The 18,396-nt window shown below is 43.5% G+C and carries 18 protein-coding genes and 1 rRNA gene (1 of these 19 cut by a window edge); 5 read left to right on the forward strand and 14 right to left on the reverse strand.

What is annotated here, in order from left to right:
• Both QA442_RS17790 and QA442_RS17795 read right to left on the reverse strand, forming a co-directional pair.
• Positions 1 to 1,073 (reverse strand): 16S ribosomal RNA (locus tag QA442_RS17790) (it extends 476 nt beyond the left edge of the window).
• 291 nt (positions 1,074 to 1,364) lie between these two features.
• Positions 1,365 to 2,249 carry a nucleotidyltransferase-like protein gene (locus QA442_RS17795; RefSeq protein WP_014663283.1) on the reverse strand — a complete coding sequence of 295 codons (885 nt, stop codon included), beginning with the start codon at positions 2,247 to 2,249 and terminating at the stop codon, positions 1,365 to 1,367.
• Between the two features lie 207 nt (positions 2,250 to 2,456).
• Here QA442_RS17795 and QA442_RS17800 point away from each other — a divergent pair, with 207 nt between their 5' ends.
• Positions 2,457 to 2,810, forward strand: coding sequence for a YgzB family protein (locus QA442_RS17800; RefSeq protein ID WP_014479226.1), 354 nt, complete (start codon positions 2,457 to 2,459; stop codon positions 2,808 to 2,810).
• Positions 2,811 to 2,844: 34 nt separating this feature from the next.
• Here the strand turns inward: QA442_RS17800 and perR are convergent, their stop codons facing one another.
• Together perR and bcp are read right to left on the reverse strand one after the other, a co-directional pair.
• The gene (gene perR / locus QA442_RS17805; protein ID WP_003223285.1) at positions 2,845 to 3,282 is read right to left on the reverse strand and encodes a peroxide-responsive transcriptional repressor PerR; all 438 of its coding nucleotides are present in this window, start codon (positions 3,280 to 3,282) and stop codon (positions 2,845 to 2,847) included.
• Between the two features lie 132 nt (positions 3,283 to 3,414).
• Entirely contained in the window at positions 3,415 to 3,888 is a 474-nt protein-coding gene (bcp, locus tag QA442_RS17810) for a thioredoxin-dependent thiol peroxidase (protein WP_071581305.1), read from the reverse strand.
• 152 nt (positions 3,889 to 4,040) lie between these two features.
• Between bcp and QA442_RS17815 the strand changes: the two genes are divergently transcribed.
• A complete protein-coding gene (locus tag QA442_RS17815) occupies positions 4,041 to 5,330 on the forward strand; it encodes a glutamate-1-semialdehyde 2,1-aminomutase (protein ID WP_071581304.1) in 1,290 nt (429 codons plus the stop codon).
• A 219-nt stretch (positions 5,331 to 5,549) separates the two neighbouring features.
• Positions 5,550 to 6,611: an aromatic acid exporter family protein gene (locus QA442_RS17820; protein WP_014663280.1), complete on the forward strand. Its 1,062-nt coding sequence runs from the start codon at positions 5,550 to 5,552 to the stop codon at positions 6,609 to 6,611.
• Between the two features lie 74 nt (positions 6,612 to 6,685).
• Here QA442_RS17820 and QA442_RS17825 read toward each other — a convergent pair whose 3' ends face one another.
• The 5 genes from QA442_RS17825 to fabL form a co-directional block, all read right to left on the reverse strand.
• Positions 6,686 to 8,428 (reverse strand): ABC transporter ATP-binding protein, encoded by a 1,743-nt coding sequence (locus QA442_RS17825; RefSeq protein ID WP_103749987.1) that lies wholly within the window; start codon positions 8,426 to 8,428, stop codon positions 6,686 to 6,688.
• Between the two features lie 86 nt (positions 8,429 to 8,514).
• Positions 8,515 to 9,045 (reverse strand): nucleoside tri-diphosphate phosphatase, encoded by a 531-nt coding sequence (ntdP, locus tag QA442_RS17830; RefSeq protein WP_003223272.1) that lies wholly within the window; start codon positions 9,043 to 9,045, stop codon positions 8,515 to 8,517.
• A 143-nt stretch (positions 9,046 to 9,188) separates the two neighbouring features.
• Positions 9,189 to 9,449 (reverse strand): YgaB family protein, encoded by a 261-nt coding sequence (locus tag QA442_RS17835; protein ID WP_003242708.1) that lies wholly within the window; start codon positions 9,447 to 9,449, stop codon positions 9,189 to 9,191.
• A 172-nt stretch (positions 9,450 to 9,621) separates the two neighbouring features.
• The gene (gene sspE, locus QA442_RS17840) at positions 9,622 to 9,876 is read right to left on the reverse strand and encodes a gamma type acid-soluble spore protein SspE (RefSeq protein WP_014663277.1); all 255 of its coding nucleotides are present in this window, start codon (positions 9,874 to 9,876) and stop codon (positions 9,622 to 9,624) included.
• Between the two features lie 68 nt (positions 9,877 to 9,944).
• Positions 9,945 to 10,697 (reverse strand): enoyl-[acyl-carrier-protein] reductase FabL, encoded by a 753-nt coding sequence (fabL, locus tag QA442_RS17845; RefSeq protein ID WP_003223262.1) that lies wholly within the window; start codon positions 10,695 to 10,697, stop codon positions 9,945 to 9,947.
• Between the two features lie 81 nt (positions 10,698 to 10,778).
• Between fabL and QA442_RS17850 the strand changes: the two genes are divergently transcribed.
• Entirely contained in the window at positions 10,779 to 11,003 is a 225-nt protein-coding gene (locus QA442_RS17850) for a hypothetical protein (protein ID WP_014663276.1), read from the forward strand.
• A gap of 7 nt (positions 11,004 to 11,010) precedes the next feature.
• On the opposite strand, the gene mutY is transcribed toward QA442_RS17850, so the two are convergent.
• Entirely contained in the window at positions 11,011 to 12,120 is a 1,110-nt protein-coding gene (gene mutY, locus QA442_RS17855; RefSeq protein WP_071581302.1) for an A/G-specific adenine glycosylase, read from the reverse strand.
• Positions 12,121 to 12,334: 214 nt separating this feature from the next.
• Between mutY and QA442_RS17860 the strand changes: the two genes are divergently transcribed.
• The gene (locus tag QA442_RS17860; RefSeq protein ID WP_095432290.1) at positions 12,335 to 13,318 is read left to right on the forward strand and encodes a metal-dependent hydrolase; all 984 of its coding nucleotides are present in this window, start codon (positions 12,335 to 12,337) and stop codon (positions 13,316 to 13,318) included.
• On the opposite strand, the gene QA442_RS17865 is transcribed toward QA442_RS17860, so the two are convergent.
• The 4 genes from QA442_RS17865 to QA442_RS17880 all read right to left on the reverse strand — a co-directional run bounded on the left by QA442_RS17865 (position 13,311) and on the right by QA442_RS17880 (position 18,368).
• Positions 13,311 to 15,896 carry a YfhO family protein gene (locus QA442_RS17865; protein ID WP_095432291.1) on the reverse strand — a complete coding sequence of 862 codons (2,586 nt, stop codon included), beginning with the start codon at positions 15,894 to 15,896 and terminating at the stop codon, positions 13,311 to 13,313. The genes QA442_RS17860 and QA442_RS17865 overlap by 8 nt on opposite strands.
• 71 nt (positions 15,897 to 15,967) lie before the next feature.
• Positions 15,968 to 16,957 (reverse strand): glycosyltransferase family 2 protein, encoded by a 990-nt coding sequence (locus QA442_RS17870; protein WP_014663272.1) that lies wholly within the window; start codon positions 16,955 to 16,957, stop codon positions 15,968 to 15,970.
• A 231-nt stretch (positions 16,958 to 17,188) separates the two neighbouring features.
• On the reverse strand, positions 17,189 to 18,049 hold the full coding sequence (gene ephM, locus QA442_RS17875) for an epoxide hydrolase EphM (protein WP_014663271.1): 861 nt from the start codon (positions 18,047 to 18,049) through the stop codon (positions 17,189 to 17,191).
• Positions 18,036 to 18,368, reverse strand: coding sequence for an SdpI family protein (locus QA442_RS17880; RefSeq protein ID WP_040083673.1), 333 nt, complete (start codon positions 18,366 to 18,368; stop codon positions 18,036 to 18,038). Before QA442_RS17880 ends, ephM begins: the two co-directional genes overlap by 14 nt.
• Positions 18,369 to 18,396 lie beyond the last annotated feature (28 nt).

The following is an 18,396-nucleotide window of genomic DNA, read 5'->3' on the forward strand; positions in this document are numbered from 1 at the left end:
ACGACAACCATGCACCACCTGTCACTCTGCCCCCGAAGGGGACGTCCTATCTCTAGGATTGTCAGAGGATGTCAAGACCTGGTAAGGTTCTTCGCGTTGCTTCGAATTAAACCACATGCTCCACCGCTTGTGCGGGCCCCCGTCAATTCCTTTGAGTTTCAGTCTTGCGACCGTACTCCCCAGGCGGAGTGCTTAATGCGTTAGCTGCAGCACTAAGGGGCGGAAACCCCCTAACACTTAGCACTCATCGTTTACGGCGTGGACTACCAGGGTATCTAATCCTGTTCGCTCCCCACGCTTTCGCTCCTCAGCGTCAGTTACAGACCAGAGAGTCGCCTTCGCCACTGGTGTTCCTCCACATCTCTACGCATTTCACCGCTACACGTGGAATTCCACTCTCCTCTTCTGCACTCAAGTTCCCCAGTTTCCAATGACCCTCCCCGGTTGAGCCGGGGGCTTTCACATCAGACTTAAGAAACCGCCTGCGAGCCCTTTACGCCCAATAATTCCGGACAACGCTTGCCACCTACGTATTACCGCGGCTGCTGGCACGTAGTTAGCCGTGGCTTTCTGGTTAGGTACCGTCAAGGTACCGCCCTATTCGAACGGTACTTGTTCTTCCCTAACAACAGAGCTTTACGATCCGAAAACCTTCATCACTCACGCGGCGTTGCTCCGTCAGACTTTCGTCCATTGCGGAAGATTCCCTACTGCTGCCTCCCGTAGGAGTCTGGGCCGTGTCTCAGTCCCAGTGTGGCCGATCACCCTCTCAGGTCGGCTACGCATCGTCGCCTTGGTGAGCCGTTACCTCACCAACTAGCTAATGCGCCGCGGGTCCATCTGTAAGTGGTAGCCGAAGCCACCTTTTATGTTTGAACCATGCGGTTCAAACAAGCATCCGGTATTAGCCCCGGTTTCCCGGAGTTATCCCAGTCTTACAGGCAGGTTACCCACGTGTTACTCACCCGTCCGCCGCTAACATCAGGGAGCAAGCTCCCATCTGTCCGCTCGACTTGCATGTATTAGGCACGCCGCCAGCGTTCGTCCTGAGCCAGGATCAAACTCTCCGATAAATGGATCACAGGTTAAGTTCACCGCATCCTGCGGCGACACCTGTGTGACCTGCGTCATGCAGGCCCTAGTTTGACTGACTACGCACATCGCTGTGCGATTTATAAAAATGAATTAACAGGTACGTTTTGTCTTGTTTAGTTTTCAAAGATCATTTTCACTTCTTGGTGAAGCGACTTTATCAATATAACATTTTGACTTTCTATTGTCAAATGTTTTTTTGATTTATTTCCCCGCCGCTGTGAGCTTATTTTCTCAGAAGCGCATCAGCGACGTTTAATAATATAACACGGTCAAGAAACAGAGTCAACACCTTTTTTAAAAGAATATCCTCGGTGATAGACAGCCTGTCCTTTCGTTTCTATTTGGCTGACGTTGATAAGTCCCTTTTCTGTCAAGTAATCAAGCATAACGCCAAGATCCTGTGTAAAGTGCTTTAGGTCATGATGTTGAAGAAGCTCACCGAATTGCCAAATGTCTTTTTCTTTCATGACTTCGAAAAGATGCGCCGAACCGATCTCTGCTTTAGAATGGATAAGAAAATCATTTGCTAAGAATAATAATTCTAGTCTTTTTTCCAAGCTCTCGTGACTTTCAATCAGCTCGGAATATAATTTGTACACTTGGGGCTCCATCTGGCGCACTTGGCTCCACACCGTGGTTTCGGGATGAAATCCTCTGTCGATTACTTCAATACGTGCTAAATGATGCAACGCATGAACAACTGCGTTGTAGGCATCTAAAAATTGATTGGCTTCAAAAAAAGCTTTTCCTTCAACATACCTTCTGATTAATTTGCCGTATTCAAGTCCGATCTTCAGTTTACGTTCGGCAAACGGAAATGTATTCAGCCTGTCAATCAGTTCAGCAACGTATTCATTACGGTCAAACAAGATTCTGCCATTTACAATCCAATCTATGATTCTTCTATTTGTTCCAAGCAAAATCCATTCTTGAATCTGAGAATCTGTTACCACATGCAAAGAAGCTGTTTGATGATCGAATTCATAGTGCTTTATAAAAACTGGCTCATCAGCATCCTTTACAATCACCAGCAAAGCTGCGTCAAAGTTATCTGTTAAGGAAGATGTTTTGTTTCTTCTCTCAATCATAATGACAGCTAATGTATTGGGGTGACTTGCTCTTTCTTGGTAAATTGGGCGGAGAAGATTTTCCATCACTATTCCTCCAATGCAATTGTTCAAATTTTTTTATTCTCTATTTGATTCAATTCTATGGTTAAAACGAAATTCCTTTTTTCTAAACACATTGAACTATTATAAACAATTTCACAGCAAGTCTCCATAAGTAAATTCCAGTTCAACCGAAAACATGAAGAAAATCCCATCGGGTTTGTGCTATAGTTAAATCAGAGGGGGATGGACATGGCGAAATACTCCAGCAAAATTAATAAAATCAGAACATTCGCGTTAAGTTTGGTTTTCGTTGGGTTTATCATTATGTACATCGGGATCTTTTTCAAAGAGTCAGTTTTGCTTTCTAGTTTGTTTATGATACTTGGGCTTTTATCGATCGGTCTCAGCACGGTTGTTTACTTTTGGATTGGAATGCTTTCGACTAAAGCGGTTCGCGTCATTTGTCCAGGCTGTGATAAAGAGACAAAGGTTTTAGGAAGAGTCGATATGTGCATGCATTGCCGAGAGCCGCTGACTTTAGATAAGGGATTAGAAGGAAAAGAATTTGATGAGTCTTATAATAAAAAGAAAATGTCGAAATAAAATAAGCTGACCGTTTCGTGCGGTCAGCTTATTTTTAATGATTTTCTTTTTTCGAACACTCTTGGCAGACGCCGTAAATTTCTAAACGGTGGTGGCTTACCTTGAAGCCCGTGACGTGGGCAGCAAGCTGCTCAACTTCGTCAAGGCCCGGGTAATGGAAGTCCACAATTTTCCCGCAGTTTTCACAAATCGCGTGATAGTGATCGGATGTGACAAAATCGAATCTGCTGGAAGCATCACCGTATGTGAGCTCTTTTACCAAACCTGATTCTCGGAACACACGCAAATTGTTATATACCGTCGCTACGCTCATGTTAGGAAATTTCCCTTCCAGAGCTTTATATATATCGTCCGCTGTTGGATGAGCCATAGAGTTAACGAGATATTCCAGAATCGCATGACGTTGAGGAGTAATGCGAACTCCGGTTTCCTTCAACGTTTCTAAGGCTTCTTTTAGTTCATGTGCAGCCATCCGTCATGCACCTCTCTTCTAAAAAAAATTCTTACATTGTAATGTTTATAATTAGTGTAACTCTTTCTACGATAATTTGTCAATTGATATCAGGGTAAAAGTAAGCATATCATTTGAGGCTGAAAGACGAATTTACTTTTCCGACATATCCTTGAGGGTTTGAAGCGCTTCGGCTACATGGTCTTTCACTTTTACCTTTCTCCATTCTTTAACGAGACGGCCTTCTTTATCAATTAAAAAAGTGGAGCGCTCGATTCCCATATATTCTTTTCCGAAGTTTTTCTTCAGCTTCCACACATCAAACGCTTCCGCCAGCTTATGCTCATCATCAACAAGAAGCAGAAATGGAAGATCATGCTTCTCTTTAAATTTTCCGTGTTTTTCCTGGCTGTCCGGGCTGACACCGATAATGACGGCATCCAGTTCACTGAAGCTTTCGTGATTGTCCCGAAAATCACAGGCTTCCGTTGTACACCCCGGTGTCATGTCCTTTGGATAAAAATAAAGCACAATATACTTTCCTTTATAATCCGATAATTTTACTGTTTCCCCATGATCGCCTTTTAACTCAAGCTCAGGCGCTTTTTGTCCGATTTCTATAGTCATTACGTTACCTCCGGATGTTTTTTTATTAAGCGTATCCAATTCTTGTCCAGATTACAACCATCTCAGCTGCATCTGAAGCCCAAAGCCATTGTTCTTGTTCGGAAGCATGCTACAATAGAAAGGACGCATGGAGATATAGGAGGTTTTTATTCTTGCATACAAAATCAATTGAACTTCACAATGAGGCATTAGAGCACATTGTCGGCGGTGTAAACAGCCCGTCTAGATCATATAAAGCAGTCGGCGGCGGTTCTCCCGTTGCAATGGAGAAAGCAAGCGGCGCTTATTTTTGGGATGTGGACGGCAACAAATACATCGATTATTTAGCGGCGTATGGTCCGATTATTACAGGACATGCCCACCCGCATATTACAGAAGCGATTAAAAAAGCGGCAGAGAACGGTGTATTGTATGGAACACCGACGAAACATGAAGTTACATTTGCAAAGATGCTCAAAGAAGCTATTCCCGCTATGGACAAAGTAAGATTCGTCAATTCGGGAACAGAAGCCGTTATGACGACCATTCGCGTGGCCCGCGCATATACAGGCCGGACAAAAATCATTAAATTTGCAGGCTGCTATCACGGGCATTCGGACCTTGTGCTTGTCGCTGCAGGCTCCGGCCCGTCCACTCTCGGCACTCCGGACTCAGCCGGTGTACCAAAAAGCATTGCAAACGAAGTGATCACTGTTCCATTTAATGATATCGACAGCTATAAAGAGGCTCTTGATAAATGGGGCAGTGAAATCGCGGCAGTTCTCGTTGAACCGATTGTCGGCAACTTCGGTATCGTTGAGCCAAAAGAAGGTTTCTTAGAAAAAGTAAATGAATTGACGCACAATGCAGGCGCTCTCGTTATTTACGATGAAGTCATTACGGCTTTCCGCTTTATGTATGGCGGCGCGCAGGATCTCTTACAGGTGAAACCGGATTTAACAGCGCTCGGAAAAATTATCGGCGGCGGACTTCCGATTGGCGCCTATGGCGGCAAAAAAGAAATCATGGAGCAGGTAGCTCCGCTAGGGCCTGCTTATCAGGCAGGAACAATGGCAGGGAACCCCGCTTCCATCCTATCAGGCATTGCTTGTCTGGAAGTGCTCAAAGAGGAAGGCGTGTATGAAAAGCTTGATCACCTTGGCGCAATGCTGGAGGAAGGCATTTTACAGCACGCAGAAACACACGGCATCACAATTACTGTCAATCGCTTAAAAGGCGCACTCACGGTTTATTTCTCTGATGAGAAAGTCGAAAATTATGAGCAGGCTGAACGTAGTGACGGAGAAACATTCGCTGCGTTTTTCAAACTGATGCTGGAACGCGGAGTTAATTTAGCACCTTCTAAGTATGAAGCCTGGTTTATCACGACAGCACATACAGAGCAGGATATTAAAGACACGCTTGAGGCGGTCGAGGATGCTTTTAAACATCTTAAAAACTAGAAATTGACACCTTGGACAGGAGCATTGAGCTCCTGTTTTTTTATGGATTCAAATAACGTGTAAGATTTTGGTCTTTTTCTAGAAAAATAGCTTGAATATTTGTATCGATCCCTGTATATTACTTAATTGTTTAGCAAATAAACTAACCGGGAATTTTAAGGATTAGCCCATTTGCTATGTCACACAATTTACTATAGAAAGGAATGCACGCACAAACCAATGAAACTTGGTGCCCGCATTTTCAAAACCGGGATTGCGATTACACTTGCCCTTTATTTGGCTTCGTGGATCGGGCTTCCCGCGCCGATTTTCGCTGGAATTGCAGCGATATTTGCGATTCAGCCGTCGATTTACCGCTCTTTTCTCATTATTATTGACCAGGTTCAGGCAAATATCATCGGAGCTGTGATTGCCACAGTGTTCGGCCTAATTTTCGGACCCAGCCCGATTATGATCGGGTTAACAGCAGTTATTGTCATTACAATCATGCTGAAACTTAAAATTGAACATACAATTTCAATTGCTCTTGTAACAGTCATTGCGATATTAGAATCTGCCGGTGACGACTTTTTAATGTTCGCGCTGATCAGAACAAGCACAGTCATCTTAGGGGTGCTTTCTTCCTTTATCGTCAACCTTGTGTTTTTGCCTCCTAAGTACGAAACAAAGCTGATTCATAATACCGTCGAAAACACCGAAGAAATTATGAAGTGGATCAGATTGTCCATGCGGCAGTCGACAGAGCATTCGATTTTGAAAGAGGATATTGAAAAACTGAAAGAAAAAATGATCAAGCTTGATCAGACATATCTTCTATATAAAGAAGAAAGAAGTTACTTTAAGAAAACGACTTATGTGAAATCAAGAAAGCTTGTCCTGTTCAGACAGGCCATTATTACTGCAAACCGGGCGCTTGATACATTGAAGAAGCTGCATCGTCTGGAAAACGAGATCTATCATATGCCGGAAGAGTTTCAGGAAACACTGACTGAAGAGCTTGATTACCTGCTTTACTGGCATGAACTGATTTTAATGAGGTTTGTCGGCAAAATCAAGCCGCATGATGACGCGGATGAAGAAGGCATTCGATATAAGCAGCTTTTAACAAAGTCCTTTTTAAAAAATCAGCAAAATACGGATGAGGAGCTTATTGATTACAACATGCTCAATATTATGGCAAGCGCCGTAGAGTACCGCGAGCAGCTCGAACATTTAGAAACACTCATCACAAGTTTTCAAACGTATCATCCGAAAGACTGCGAAATAGAAACAGAAGAGTAACCCGGTTAAACAGCCGGGTTTTTTTATAAAAAAAAATCTTATATCCTTCGTTAAAAGGATATAAGATTGATGTTTTAGTTCAAATTTTGAATGGTAAATAAGTGCTTGTACTGGCTGTCATAGTCCATGAGTTCATCATGGGTTCCGGTTTCAATGATTGTGCCGTTTTCCATGACGACAATCTTATCCGCATGTGTGATCGTCGATAAACGGTGGGCGACAACAAAAGTTGTTCTGTCCTTCGCCAGTTTGTCCATCGCTTCTTGAATATAATGCTCACTTTCCAGATCAAGAGCGGATGTCGCTTCATCTAAAATAAGGAGCGGCGGATTTTTTAGAAATACGCGCGCAATTGAGATCCGCTGCTTTTGTCCGCCTGAAAGCTTAACGCCTCGTTCCCCCACCCGGGTCTCATATCCTTCTGGAAAACCCATGATAAATTCATGGGCATTTGCAGCTTTGGCGGCTTCAATAATTTCTTCAAGAGTGGCATCAGGTTTGCCGATTGCGATATTCTCCCGAATCGTTTCACTGAATAAAAAGGTATCCTGCAGCACCATGCCAACCTGGTTGCGAAGGCTTCTTGCTTCATAATCGCGAATATCCGTCCCATCAATCAGCAGTCTGCCGCTTGAAACATCATAAAACCTCGGGATCAGGCTGACGAGCGTTGATTTTCCTCCTCCGCTCATGCCGACGAGAGCTACAGTTTCCCCTCTATTTACTTTTAAAGAGACATCATGGAGAATGTTTTCTTTTTCCTTTTCATATTGAAACGAAACGTTTTGAAACTCCACTCCTCCGCGAATCTGATCGGCCTTTATCGCATTTGGTTTATCAGTGAGTTCATAGGGCTCGTCGATAAATTCAAACACCCTGTCCATTGATGCGATTGACTGTGTCAAGGTTGTAGAGGAATTGATCAGTCTTCTAACTGGGTTGTACATTCTGTCAATATATCCGACAAACGCGACCATTGTTCCGACTGTCAGCGGTCCATTAATGACAAAATAGCCGGCGCACGCAATGACGATGAGCGGCGCCAAATCTGTAATGGTATTAACGACCGCAAAGGTTTTGGCATTCCAATTCGTGTGGCTGATGGCCTTATCTAAGAAATGACCATTTTTCTCATTAAATTGAGCCTGTTCATGGTCTTCTATTGCAAAGCTCCTGATGACCGGCATGCCTTGAATGCGCTCGTGCAAATGCCCCTGTACTTGAGCTAGCGCCTGTGAGCGCTCCCTTGTCAGCTTTCGTAAACGGCCGTAAAAATACTTCACTGATATGCCGTATAATGGGAATAAAACGATAGAGATCAGTGTTAATTTTATGTCCAGCGTCAGCATGATAGAGATCACGATCAAAATCGTCAGCATATCTAGCCATATATTCATCAGGCCTGTGATGACAAAATCCTTTGTTTGTTCCACATCATTGATCACTCGGGAAATGACTTCCCCTGTTCTTGTATTCGCATAAAAACGAAGGCTGAGTTTCTGTATATGGTCAAACAGCTTGGCTCTTATGTCATAAAGCACCTTGCTGGCCGTCCACTGGGCAAAATATTGCCGATAATATTCAACAGGCGGGCGCAAAATTAAAAATAAGGCGAACATGATCGCCATAATCGTGAACAATGACGTTGTTTTGTCACTAGCCGTGCCGCCTCCTTGAATAATGTCGTCAACTACGTACTTCAGAAGCAATGGGAGAGCAAGCGGAATGGAGAATTTTACGATCCCGATTAACACTGTAACGAAAATTTGCTTCTTATAAGGTTTGACGAATTGCATGTAGCGTTTCATAACCCCCACGTTGATTCCCCCTCTCTCTTGATCATGATGTGTGTGAGCCCATGTGAAAAACCTGTTGTACCCCGCAACAGGTTTTTACGTAACCATTATTTTGTATAGCGCAAATACCGTTCATACCACATATCAACAAACTCGGGCGCAAACGGTCCCTGACGCTGGTGAATCCAATGGAGCAGCGTGTTTAAGTAGTCTCTTAATATACTGTCGATTTCTTTTGGATAATTCATGGCTTTCCGGTGATCATCATATTCGTCTTCATCGAGAATATTGTAGGTCATGTCAGGGAAAACCTTAACATCTAAGTCATAATCGATATATTTAATTGCTTCGCCATCATAGGCAAACGGAGAACTGATGTTGCAATAATAATGAACCCCGTCTTCCCTCAGCATCCCGATGACATTAAACCATTGTCTTGCGTGAAAATAACAGATTGCGGGCTCTCTGGTTATCCATGTCCGGCCGTCTGATTCGGTTACCATCGTCCGGTCATTGGCCCCGATGACACACATTTCTGTACTTTTTAAGATTGTTGTCTCATTCCAAATTCTATGAATCAGCCCGTTGTGCTTATAGCTGTGAATTTGAATGGTTTCTCCTTCCTTGGGATAGCCCATATTTCTCCCCTACTTTCTATAAAGCCCTACAGTTAGTATGTCCAAATTTGCTTACCGACAACGTCTTTTACCTATTATAACGTTACAATTTGAAAAATGAAAATAAAAGAGCCATTCCGGCCGGGGAATGGCACATTCCTGCACTACACAAAGGAAGACGGCTTTTCTGAGCTGCGATAAGAACGAATGACCTGCTCTGTCTGCTTTTGAAACATATCTTGTATATCGGCAAGGTGTTTCCGTTTTACCGCAATTTCAGCCTGAATCCCCCGCAGCCTTGCATCCCTTTCCAAATGCCTGAGTTCCGCTTCAATTTGTTTGCAGCGGTCGAGCTCTGATTGGAGATCGAGAAGCTTATCCATCGTTTTCATCTGTTCACTTACCAGCTTTTCAAATTCCGTCATCGGTTCCTCCTTCAGCCTGGTGAAAGTATAAACGTTTCCTCCTTTAATCATTTCGATCTCCATAAAGCAAACCCTTTGACTCATTCTGTAGACCTTCCACAAGTTTTGTCGTTTTTTAAACAGAAAAAAGCACTTCCACCCGAAGATGAAGTGCTTTTTTCTGTTTCAGTGATTAGCTGTTTTGTTGTTTGTTTTGTTCAGCAGATTGGTTTTGTTGTCTTACCTGCTGTGTGTCAGTTTCACTAGCGAATTCAGTGCCGAATTGACCTTGTTGGCCAGCTGATTGCTGGTTTTGTTTTCTAACTTGCTGAGCGTTTGTTTCGCTAGCAAATTCAGTGCCGAATTGACCTTGACCAGCAGCTGATTGTTGGTTTTGTTTTCTAACTTGTTGAGCGTTTGTTTTGCTGAAATTATTTGAGTTAGCCATTGTTATCACCTCCACGGTCATTAGAATGTGCAGGTGATCGTATAGCTATTCCTCTTTTTTAAAAATTTTTAAACGAGCAGTGAGCGTCCGCCGTCAACGATAATAGTCTGTCCGCGGATCATGTCAGCCTTGGAAGACACTAGAAACTCAACGGTATCAACCATGTCTTTAATTTCGACCATGCGGCCCGCCGGTGTGTTTTGGCGCGCATCCTCAAGCAAATCTTCTCTATTCGGGAAGTGTTTCAGCGCATCTGTGTCGATCGCTCCGCCTGAAACAGCATTGACGATAATTTGTTTTGGTGAAAGCTCAACCGCAAGATAACGTGTTAAAGCCTCTAACGCTGCTTTTGATACACCAACCGTGGTGTAGTTTTCAAGGTAGCGGATTGAGCCTAATGAACTGATGCTGACAATGTGCCCGCCTCCGTTCTTCTCCATTAGCTTGGCAGCTTCCTGAGCGCAGAAAAGCAATGCTTTCGCATTAATGTTCATCGTCCAGTCCCAGTGCGTTTCTTCTAGTTCCATGACAGGTCTCAGAACGCCTGAAGCGGCATTATTGACAAAAACATCAAGTCTGCCGAACGTTTCATCAATTTGCTGAAACATTTCTTTGATTTTTGCAGGCTGTCCTACGTTTGCTTTTACGACAAGCACTTTAACACCAAGCTTTTCGATTTCTTCCGCTGTTTCTAGTGCTGCTTTTTTGCTGCGGGCATAGTTAATGACGATGTTATAGCCGTTCTCAGCAAGTCTGATCGCGGCCGCTTTTCCGACACCGCGGCTGCTTCCTGTTACGAGTGCACATTTATTTTGTTCCATTTTTCCTCATCTCCTTGTAGCGTATAGTTCTTTTATTTCCACAAACAATAATGGCAAGAACTTTAAAGGGGGACTTCTGTTATGTATGTCGGACGTGATATGAGCGAATTGAGCATGGTTTCCAAAAAAGATTGGAAGAACAGTGAACTCGCTTATTTTCATCATGCCTTTCAGCAAATTATGCCTTACTTGAACGAAGAAGGCCAATCAAAATACCGGGAATTAACGCAAGAAATTGAAGCGCGCGGCGGAATGAAGCGCAATGAAGCGGACTACAGCCACGGCACGCGCGTTTCTTACGATTAAGAATGGTTTACGGAGCAGCCGAGTATGAGGCTGCTTCCCCTGCCATTTTCCAGATTTTTTGATGTGACACCGGGAACGCAAATTGTTCGAGCTCTTCTTTCGTTACTTTTTTCAGCTCGGCGGTATCCGACACTTGTTTTACTTTACCGAAAAACACAGAAATATTCCATACCAGGTGGGTGAAAACGTGCTCGACTACACCTTGCAGATCACTGATATCAGCTTGTATCCCATATTCGTTTTCTAGAAATGCTATGAGCTGTTCACGCTCAGTTTTGATCCCTTTTTGGGTTTCAAGATTAGGGAATTCCCATAAGTTGGCGAGCAAACCTTTAGACGGCCGTTTGTGGATATACACTTGTCCGTCTTCGTCGGTCAGTACGATCGCGGCCATTGTTTTGATCCCGGGCTTTTTCTTTTTGCTTTTGACCGGAAGCTCCCGTTCAGTGCCTTCTTCAAATGCTGAGCAATGCTGCTGAACCGGGCATAGCAGGCATGAAGGTGATTTTGGCGTACAGATCAAGGCTCCAAGCTCCATCAAGCCCTGATTAAATTCAGAAGGTTTTTCTTTGGAAATAAAAGCTCGTATAGCGTCTTCAAAGATCGTTCTTGTTTTTGGTTTGGCAATATCATCCCAAATAGAAAGAATTCTGGACATGACACGCATCACATTTCCGTCAACCGCGGGAATGGGTTTATTGTAGGCTATACTGAGCACCGCTCCCTTTGTATAAGGGCCGACGCCTTTTAACCCGCCAAATTCTTTCTCGTTTGAAGGGACAATGCCGCCGTATTCCTGTTTTACTTCTTTTACTGCGCTTTGCAGGTTTCTGACTCGCGAATAATAGCCGAGTCCTTCCCATGCTTTCAGCACCTTTTCTTCATCCGCATCAGCGAGCGCTTCCACTGTCGGGAATTGTTCCACAAATCGCAGAAAGTAAGGAATCACAGTCTCTACTCTCGTTTGCTGCAGCATGACTTCAGACACCCACACTTTATACGGATCTTGGTCCTCTCTCCACGGCAGAACGCGCTGCTCTCTTTCAAACCATGTGATTAAATCATCGCGAAATTGCTGTATGTCTTTTTGTTTTAATTTGTCTTCAAGTACGTTCATATGTGTTTCTCCCCAGTCTTTCGCGCCCCGCTTTTCTTTAGACTGTTTTTTGTTGTACACTAAGGGCACAGTACGATAATATGTTACATTAAATAGTAGTAAAGAAAAAGCGGAAACATATGAGAACGATTGAATCAGTTTAAAAATTGGGTATATGAAAATGGGGAATTTCTTACAAAGTGAATGTGCAGGTCATCCTGCAAGGAGGTCACCTATGGATACGGGCACACATGTCGTTATGGGCATCGCACTGGGCGGTATTGCGACGCTTGATCCTGTTGTCGCATCAGATCCGGCAATGGCTCACGCTGTTATGATCGCAACGCTTGCGGGCTCTCAGGCTCCGGATATTGATACTGTGTTAAAGCTTAAAAACAATGCTGTTTATATAAGGAATCACAGAGGATTTACCCATTCAATTCCCGCCGTTTTGTTTTGGTCTGTCATCATCCCGGCGATTCTGTATTTATTTTATCCTCAGGCCAATTTTCTGCACCTGTGGCTGTGGACGCTGCTGGCCGTTGTTTTGCATGTCTTCGTCGATATATTCAACGCCTATGGGACACAAGCCATTCGTCCGTTTTCGAAAAAATGGGTTGCGCTTGGGCTGATTAATACGTTTGATCCGTTTATTTTTATCAGCCATCTGGCAGCTATTGCGATTTGGTATGTAGGCGGCAGTCCCGGCATCACGTTTCTCAGCTTATATATCATATTGGCAGGCTATTATTTGGTGCGCCTGATCATGCAGCTGAGAATTAAACGAAAGCTTCATGAGATGATTCATGATGAGATTGAAAGCATTATTATTTCTCCAACGATGAAATTCAGGCAATGGCGAATCGCAGTGACAACAGCACATGCTTTCTATGTAGGAAGAAGCATGGAAGGACACGTCGTGATTCTGGATACATTTAATCGAGTGCCTGTTCCTGAAACCGATGTAATGCATGCGGCAAAGCAGGATGATAACATCGCGGCGTTTCTGTCCTTTTCTCCGGTTTACCGGTGGGAAGTGGATACGTTTAAAGATCATTATGAGGTGAGATTTATCGACCTGCGTTATCGGAGTAAAGGCCATTATCCTTTTGTGGCAATTGTTCATATCGGCCATGATCTTACGATTCGTTCGTCCTATACGGGATGGATATTCAGCGAAGAAAAACTTCAGAAAAAATTAAAGCTCGGCTCTATATAGAGCCGGGCTTTTTACGTCTTATATATAAAACAGCAAGCAGCAGACTGACGAGAGATATGATCGCCGATATGTTGAAGTATGGCGGATAGTAAGTCAGCTCAATGTGATTGTCTCCCTTTTGCGCCTTGAAGCCTATAAAAGCATAATCCGCTTTTTCGATCTTCTGTGTGTGTCCGTTGATCTTCAGCTCCCAGCCTTTTTCATATGGGATCGGGAGCATGATGTACTGGTCTTTTGACAGATGATATGTAAAGGTCAGTTGATTTTTGTTCCAATTCAGTTTCTCTGCTTTCTCTGTTTTATGTTGCAATACAGCGTTTTTCAGCGTTTCATAATTCTCTTCATAGAGCGCTATATTTCTCAGCTCATAGGTTCCTTTCGGAAGATGGATTGAGATATGGCCTGATTTAGGCACTCTGACCGTAATATCATTTACACCGGTTTTATAGATCGATTTGTTCGATTTCCTTGTTGTGACATAATCATTTACCTTTAATGTAAATCCTTTGTCTTTTGCTTTGCTTTTCAAATAAAAGCTGACATAGTAGTCTCCCGGAGCGGATGATGGCTGTTTCGGAGTGATGAGCAGCTCTCCTCCGTTTTCTCCAGTTACGGTGAGCAGTCCGTTTTGATAATGAGCTTGTTTTGCGGTAATGTCCGACTTGGTGATCAAATTGGCCGGTTTTGGTGTCTGCTCGGTTTTTCCAGATGGATCTTTTAATATGATTCCTTTCAGCATCGCCTGTTCTTTCGCAAGAGCGGGCAATTGGTCCAGCTCACTTTCACTGTATATGGCATCCGCTGTTTTGACGAATGGAAGCATGTACTCATTCTCATAAACCGCATAATGCTCTGTTTCTAAATGCTTTTTGAAGCCGTACGGGACGCTGGCTGCGTTTGTTTTTTCCGTCATATAATATTTGCCATAAAGCAGGCTGTATAAATTCGTCCTGTCTCCCAATGACGCATAACGGCTGACGCTTTCCCTGCCCATATCGATGCTTAAATCATTCCAATAGAAGGCCAGCAGATCTTTATTTAAAATGCTGGAATAGGCGCTGAAGCCATTAAATCCGTAAATGATTGGCGTATTATTGCGGACACCGTTCATCCAGTCGATTCTCATGAGCGGGTCATTGTCTTCCTTTTGTAAACGTCTGATGAGCTCAGATGATTCTTGCCCTCTGTATTCCTCACTTGTAAGATATTCTCTTGTCACACTATCCAGATCGCCGCCTTCTGAGAGTGCGTATTTTTGATAGGAGTTGGCGACAAACAGCGAAGAAAGAATGATGATACCGTACACAGCCACTTTTGCCTGTTTTTTCGCAAAAGCTGCAGCAAACAAGGCTGCGATTGTCATGAGTAAGAGCAATAGAATGCTTTCATTCGCAGGCTTCCATATATCGAGCTTATACCTTTGGATATGATACAAGTAAAGAAGCAGGACGATAGCTATGGCCGGGAGCAGTTCTTTCCGTTTCAGTTCAGACAGCTGTGACAAACCAGCCGCCGCTGCTCCCGCAATGGTAAAGGCCAAAACATATTCAAACCGGTTTTGCGGGGCGGAAAAGCCGTTAAAGACGCTTGCCGCATACGGACTGAAATGAAAAAGAATAAACAGCAGGCTCAATCCGGCAAACAGGCGAAACACACGGTTTTTGTAAAAAGACATCATAAACAAAAACAGCAGAAAAGCGGCCGGCACAATGATGATCCGGCTCGAAAATAAGATATTATCATCGAAATTGAGCCACTCTATTTTCTGGCTGTATGGAGGGCGCAGGTTGTTTAAATAACCGTATACCACCGGCACAAACACCGCCGCACTGATGCCAAAAGAAATAAGGCCCGAAACCAGAAACAATCTGCATTGAACCCATCTTTTCACTTCATCCTGTTCCAGTCTGATCAGCCATCTGAACAGCACGTAGATTCCGATGAATATAAGGTTTATGTATGCAAAGTAAAAATTGTTGATGAACGTCAGCGAACACGCAACAATAAACCACGCCGGACGCCGCTCTCTAATGATTTTTTCTGCGCCAAGCACAAGCAGCGGAAGCCAAACCATTGTATCAGTAAAAAATTCCCAATACGCTTCGTGACGGAAATAAATAATCGAGACGCCGTATAACACGGCTCCCGTAAACGATGCCGCTCTATGCTTGAGAAGATAGTGAAAAACAGAAGCGGACGTAAAGATGATCAAGCTCAATTTGAAAATACTGATAAAAACAGCTGACTCTGCCCAAAAAAGCGTACCCGCTTCTCCGATAAACTGGAGGGCTTGAAGCAGCCAGACAACGGCGGACACAGCTAGAAATAGAAAAGAAGCAGAAAAATAATAGCCGAGCTGACTGAATGTGCCGCCGCCAAGTCCGAATGAATAATTGTAGAAAAAATTCCCGTGTGTATATTGGTCAAATAATAATTTTTTAAATACGATCATTTGCGCAAGCCCGTCACCCGGACCTGTCATATATCTGCCTTCCGCCCATTCTTTCACAAAAAAAGCGTGTGCCAGAACGGACACCAGCAGACTGGCCGCATAGATCATGACATGTTTTCTTTTCATATACATTCTCCAGTCTTGCTTTTAAGATGATAGACACGCAAAAAAAGCACTGCCAATGACGCTTGGTGATTTCAGTGCATTTTTGTCAGACGCCGCACGCTTTTTAATTCGTTCGTTTCAGGCAGGTCTTTGTTTGGGATATTCGCTTCTTTGATCAAATAATGCGGGCGTTTTTTTGTTTCATAATAAATTCGGCCGATATATTCGCCTATAATCCCGAGGCTTAACAGCTGTACTCCGCCAAGAAATAACACAGCTGAGATAATTGTAAAATACCCAGGCACAGAAATACCGTTAGTCAGAATTTTAACGAATGTGGCAATGATATAAATGATGGAAAGCAGCAAGATGAAAATGCCGGTGTAAAAACATAATCTCAGCGGCTTATGATTAAATGAAACGACGCCGTCCATGCCGTAATTAAACAGACTGCTGAACGACCATTTGGATGTGCCGTTTTTCCGTTCGACATTTTCATAAAACACAATTTTCTGATCAAAGCCGATCCAGCAAAAAAGGCCTTTTGAGAAGCGGTTTCCTTCGCTCAGCTTCAAAAGAGCATTTACAGCTTGGCGGCTTAACAATCTGAAGTCACCCACACCATCACGCAAATCGACTTCCACCGCTTTATTAATGAACTTGTAATACATTGATGATAAGAGTGAGCGGACAAACCCGTCCCCTTTTCTGTTCCTTTGGGCAATCACCTGGTCATACCCTTCTTCGTAGCCTTTGATAAATTCCTTCAGCAAATATGTCGGATGCTGCAGATCGGCATCCATTACAATTACCGCCTCGCCCTGAACATGCTCAAAGCCCGCCAAAATCGCGGCTTCTTTTCCAAAATTCCTAGAAAAAGATATATATTTCACCCGGCTGCACGTCACTGCCAAGTCTTTGATCTGCTGAAGTGTGTCATCAACGCTTCCGTCATTTATGAAGAATATTTCATAGTCATAATGAATGTTTTTAAATTCCTTTTTTAAAGATTCATGAATGAGTTTGACATTATACCCTTCATTGTAAGACGGGATAATAATCGAGATTAATCCTTGCTTCATTAAGGCACCTTCTTTTTATTATTCTTTTTAAGTATTGCCTTAGGGGAGTTTTACACAAATCTTCAGTAAGGCTATTCCTTTTTTTAAAGTCGTTTAAACCTATTTTTTGTTACAATTTTATGGTGACATTCATGATTTTTAATGTTATTTTGTCATGTTTAAAACAGACTATGAAAAAATCGCACAGAAAAAGTCTGCCATTATGACAGACGGATGGAGAGAAAATTTTTCTTATTGGTTCTTAAGATATTCCAAAATCAGCTGATTGACGATGGCTGGTTTTTCGTGGTTAATCCAATGGGATGCTTCATCTACAAAGATGAGATGTCCATTCGGGCATTGCTTTTCCGTCTCTTTCGCAAGCTTTCTGCTCAAAAAGCGGTCTTCCATTCCCCAGATCATCCGGTAAGGTGCTGTTTCGTAAGGCGGTTTCTCTGCAAGGCTTCCTTTTCTGAGGGCTCTGTACCAGTTCAGCATAGCTGTCAGTGCACCCGGCTGTTTCCACGCTTCTTTGTACCTGCTGACATCATCGGACGAAAAAATCTCCGGACGGGCCGATAATCCAATCGCTTTGTCTAATGTTTCATAATCATTTTCCCTTAGTGATGCCTCCGGTATGTCTGGCAGTTGAAAGAATGCGATATACGAGCTTTTCAGCCACTGCGGCGGATAAAGCGGCGTTACGGTTTTCATGACGTGCGGGTGCGGGATGTTGATCGCGATCAGTTTTTCAAGATATTCCGGGCGTGTGGAAGCCAAATGCCATGCGACAGCCCCTCCCCAGTCATGCCCGATGACAATTGCTTTTTCATCAGTGAATTGCGTAATAAGTCCGATGATATCATCTCTTAATGTATCAATCCGGTACGAATCAATTCCTTCCGGTTTGTCACTGAGATTGTAGCCCCGCTGATCAGGAGCAATGACCCGGTAACCCGCATCAGCAAGCGGTTTGATTTGATTTTTCCAGCCGTACCAAAACTCAGGAAATCCATGAAGCAGGACAAGTAACGGGCCGTCTTCCGGTCCTGCGCTTGCCACATGGAGCGTGATTCCGTTTGTATTGACAAACTGGCATTTAACTCCGTCCACTTCTATCTCCTCCTTGACTGTGCATCATGGTTTTCAGTCTTTTTTCCGTTAGCATAAATATGATGACACAAGCGGCAATCAGCAGGATTAGCTGAAGAATGATCAAGCTTGATCCCAGCAAAAATCCCATTCCCGCAATCACCAAGCCTGACAGGATCATTAATGATGCACTGTAACGGTTCGCTTCATTCCATAATCTTTGATCTGACATTGAGCGTCTTGTTCTGTATCCGTACACACTGTTGATGGATTTGGGAGGAAACTGTTTGATCAGTATGCCCGCAATGATCATAAGCCCTCCGCTGACTAAACCAGCCATATTATCATCTCCTTTCTCATTGTTACGT

It is taken from the genome of Bacillus stercoris (assembly GCF_029772985.1).
In the GTDB taxonomy this organism is placed as follows: Bacteria; Bacillota; Bacilli; order Bacillales; family Bacillaceae; genus Bacillus; species Bacillus stercoris.

What these genes read in the sequence shown, in the direction of transcription:
- QA442_RS17795 (WP_014663283.1), bottom strand. Translation starts at nt 2,249, where the DNA reads ATGGAAAATCTTCTCCGCCCAATTTACCAAGAAAGAGCAAGTCACCCC.
- QA442_RS17800 (WP_014479226.1), top strand. Translation starts at nt 2,457, where the DNA reads ATGGCGAAATACTCCAGCAAAATTAATAAAATCAGAACATTCGCGTTA.
- perR (WP_003223285.1), bottom strand. Translation starts at nt 3,282, where the DNA reads ATGGCTGCACATGAACTAAAAGAAGCCTTAGAAACGTTGAAGGAAACC.
- bcp (WP_071581305.1), bottom strand. Translation starts at nt 3,888, where the DNA reads ATGACTATAGAAATCGGACAAAAAGCGCCTGAGCTTGAGTTAAAAGGC.
- QA442_RS17820 (WP_014663280.1), top strand. Translation starts at nt 5,550, where the DNA reads ATGAAACTTGGTGCCCGCATTTTCAAAACCGGGATTGCGATTACACTT.
- ntdP (WP_003223272.1), bottom strand. Translation starts at nt 9,045, where the DNA reads ATGGGCTATCCCAAGGAAGGAGAAACCATTCAAATTCACAGCTATAAG.
- QA442_RS17835 (WP_003242708.1), bottom strand. Translation starts at nt 9,449, where the DNA reads ATGACGGAATTTGAAAAGCTGGTAAGTGAACAGATGAAAACGATGGAT.
- sspE (WP_014663277.1), bottom strand. Translation starts at nt 9,876, where the DNA reads ATGGCTAACTCAAATAATTTCAGCAAAACAAACGCTCAACAAGTTAGA.
- fabL (WP_003223262.1), bottom strand. Translation starts at nt 10,697, where the DNA reads ATGGAACAAAATAAATGTGCACTCGTAACAGGAAGCAGCCGCGGTGTC.
- QA442_RS17850 (WP_014663276.1), top strand. Translation starts at nt 10,779, where the DNA reads ATGTATGTCGGACGTGATATGAGCGAATTGAGCATGGTTTCCAAAAAA.
- mutY (WP_071581302.1), bottom strand. Translation starts at nt 12,120, where the DNA reads ATGAACGTACTTGAAGACAAATTAAAACAAAAAGACATACAGCAATTT.
- QA442_RS17860 (WP_095432290.1), top strand. Translation starts at nt 12,335, where the DNA reads ATGGATACGGGCACACATGTCGTTATGGGCATCGCACTGGGCGGTATT.
- QA442_RS17865 (WP_095432291.1), bottom strand. Translation starts at nt 15,896, where the DNA reads ATGAAAAGAAAACATGTCATGATCTATGCGGCCAGTCTGCTGGTGTCC.
- QA442_RS17870 (WP_014663272.1), bottom strand. Translation starts at nt 16,957, where the DNA reads ATGAAGCAAGGATTAATCTCGATTATTATCCCGTCTTACAATGAAGGG.
- QA442_RS17880 (WP_040083673.1), bottom strand. Translation starts at nt 18,368, where the DNA reads ATGGCTGGTTTAGTCAGCGGAGGGCTTATGATCATTGCGGGCATACTG.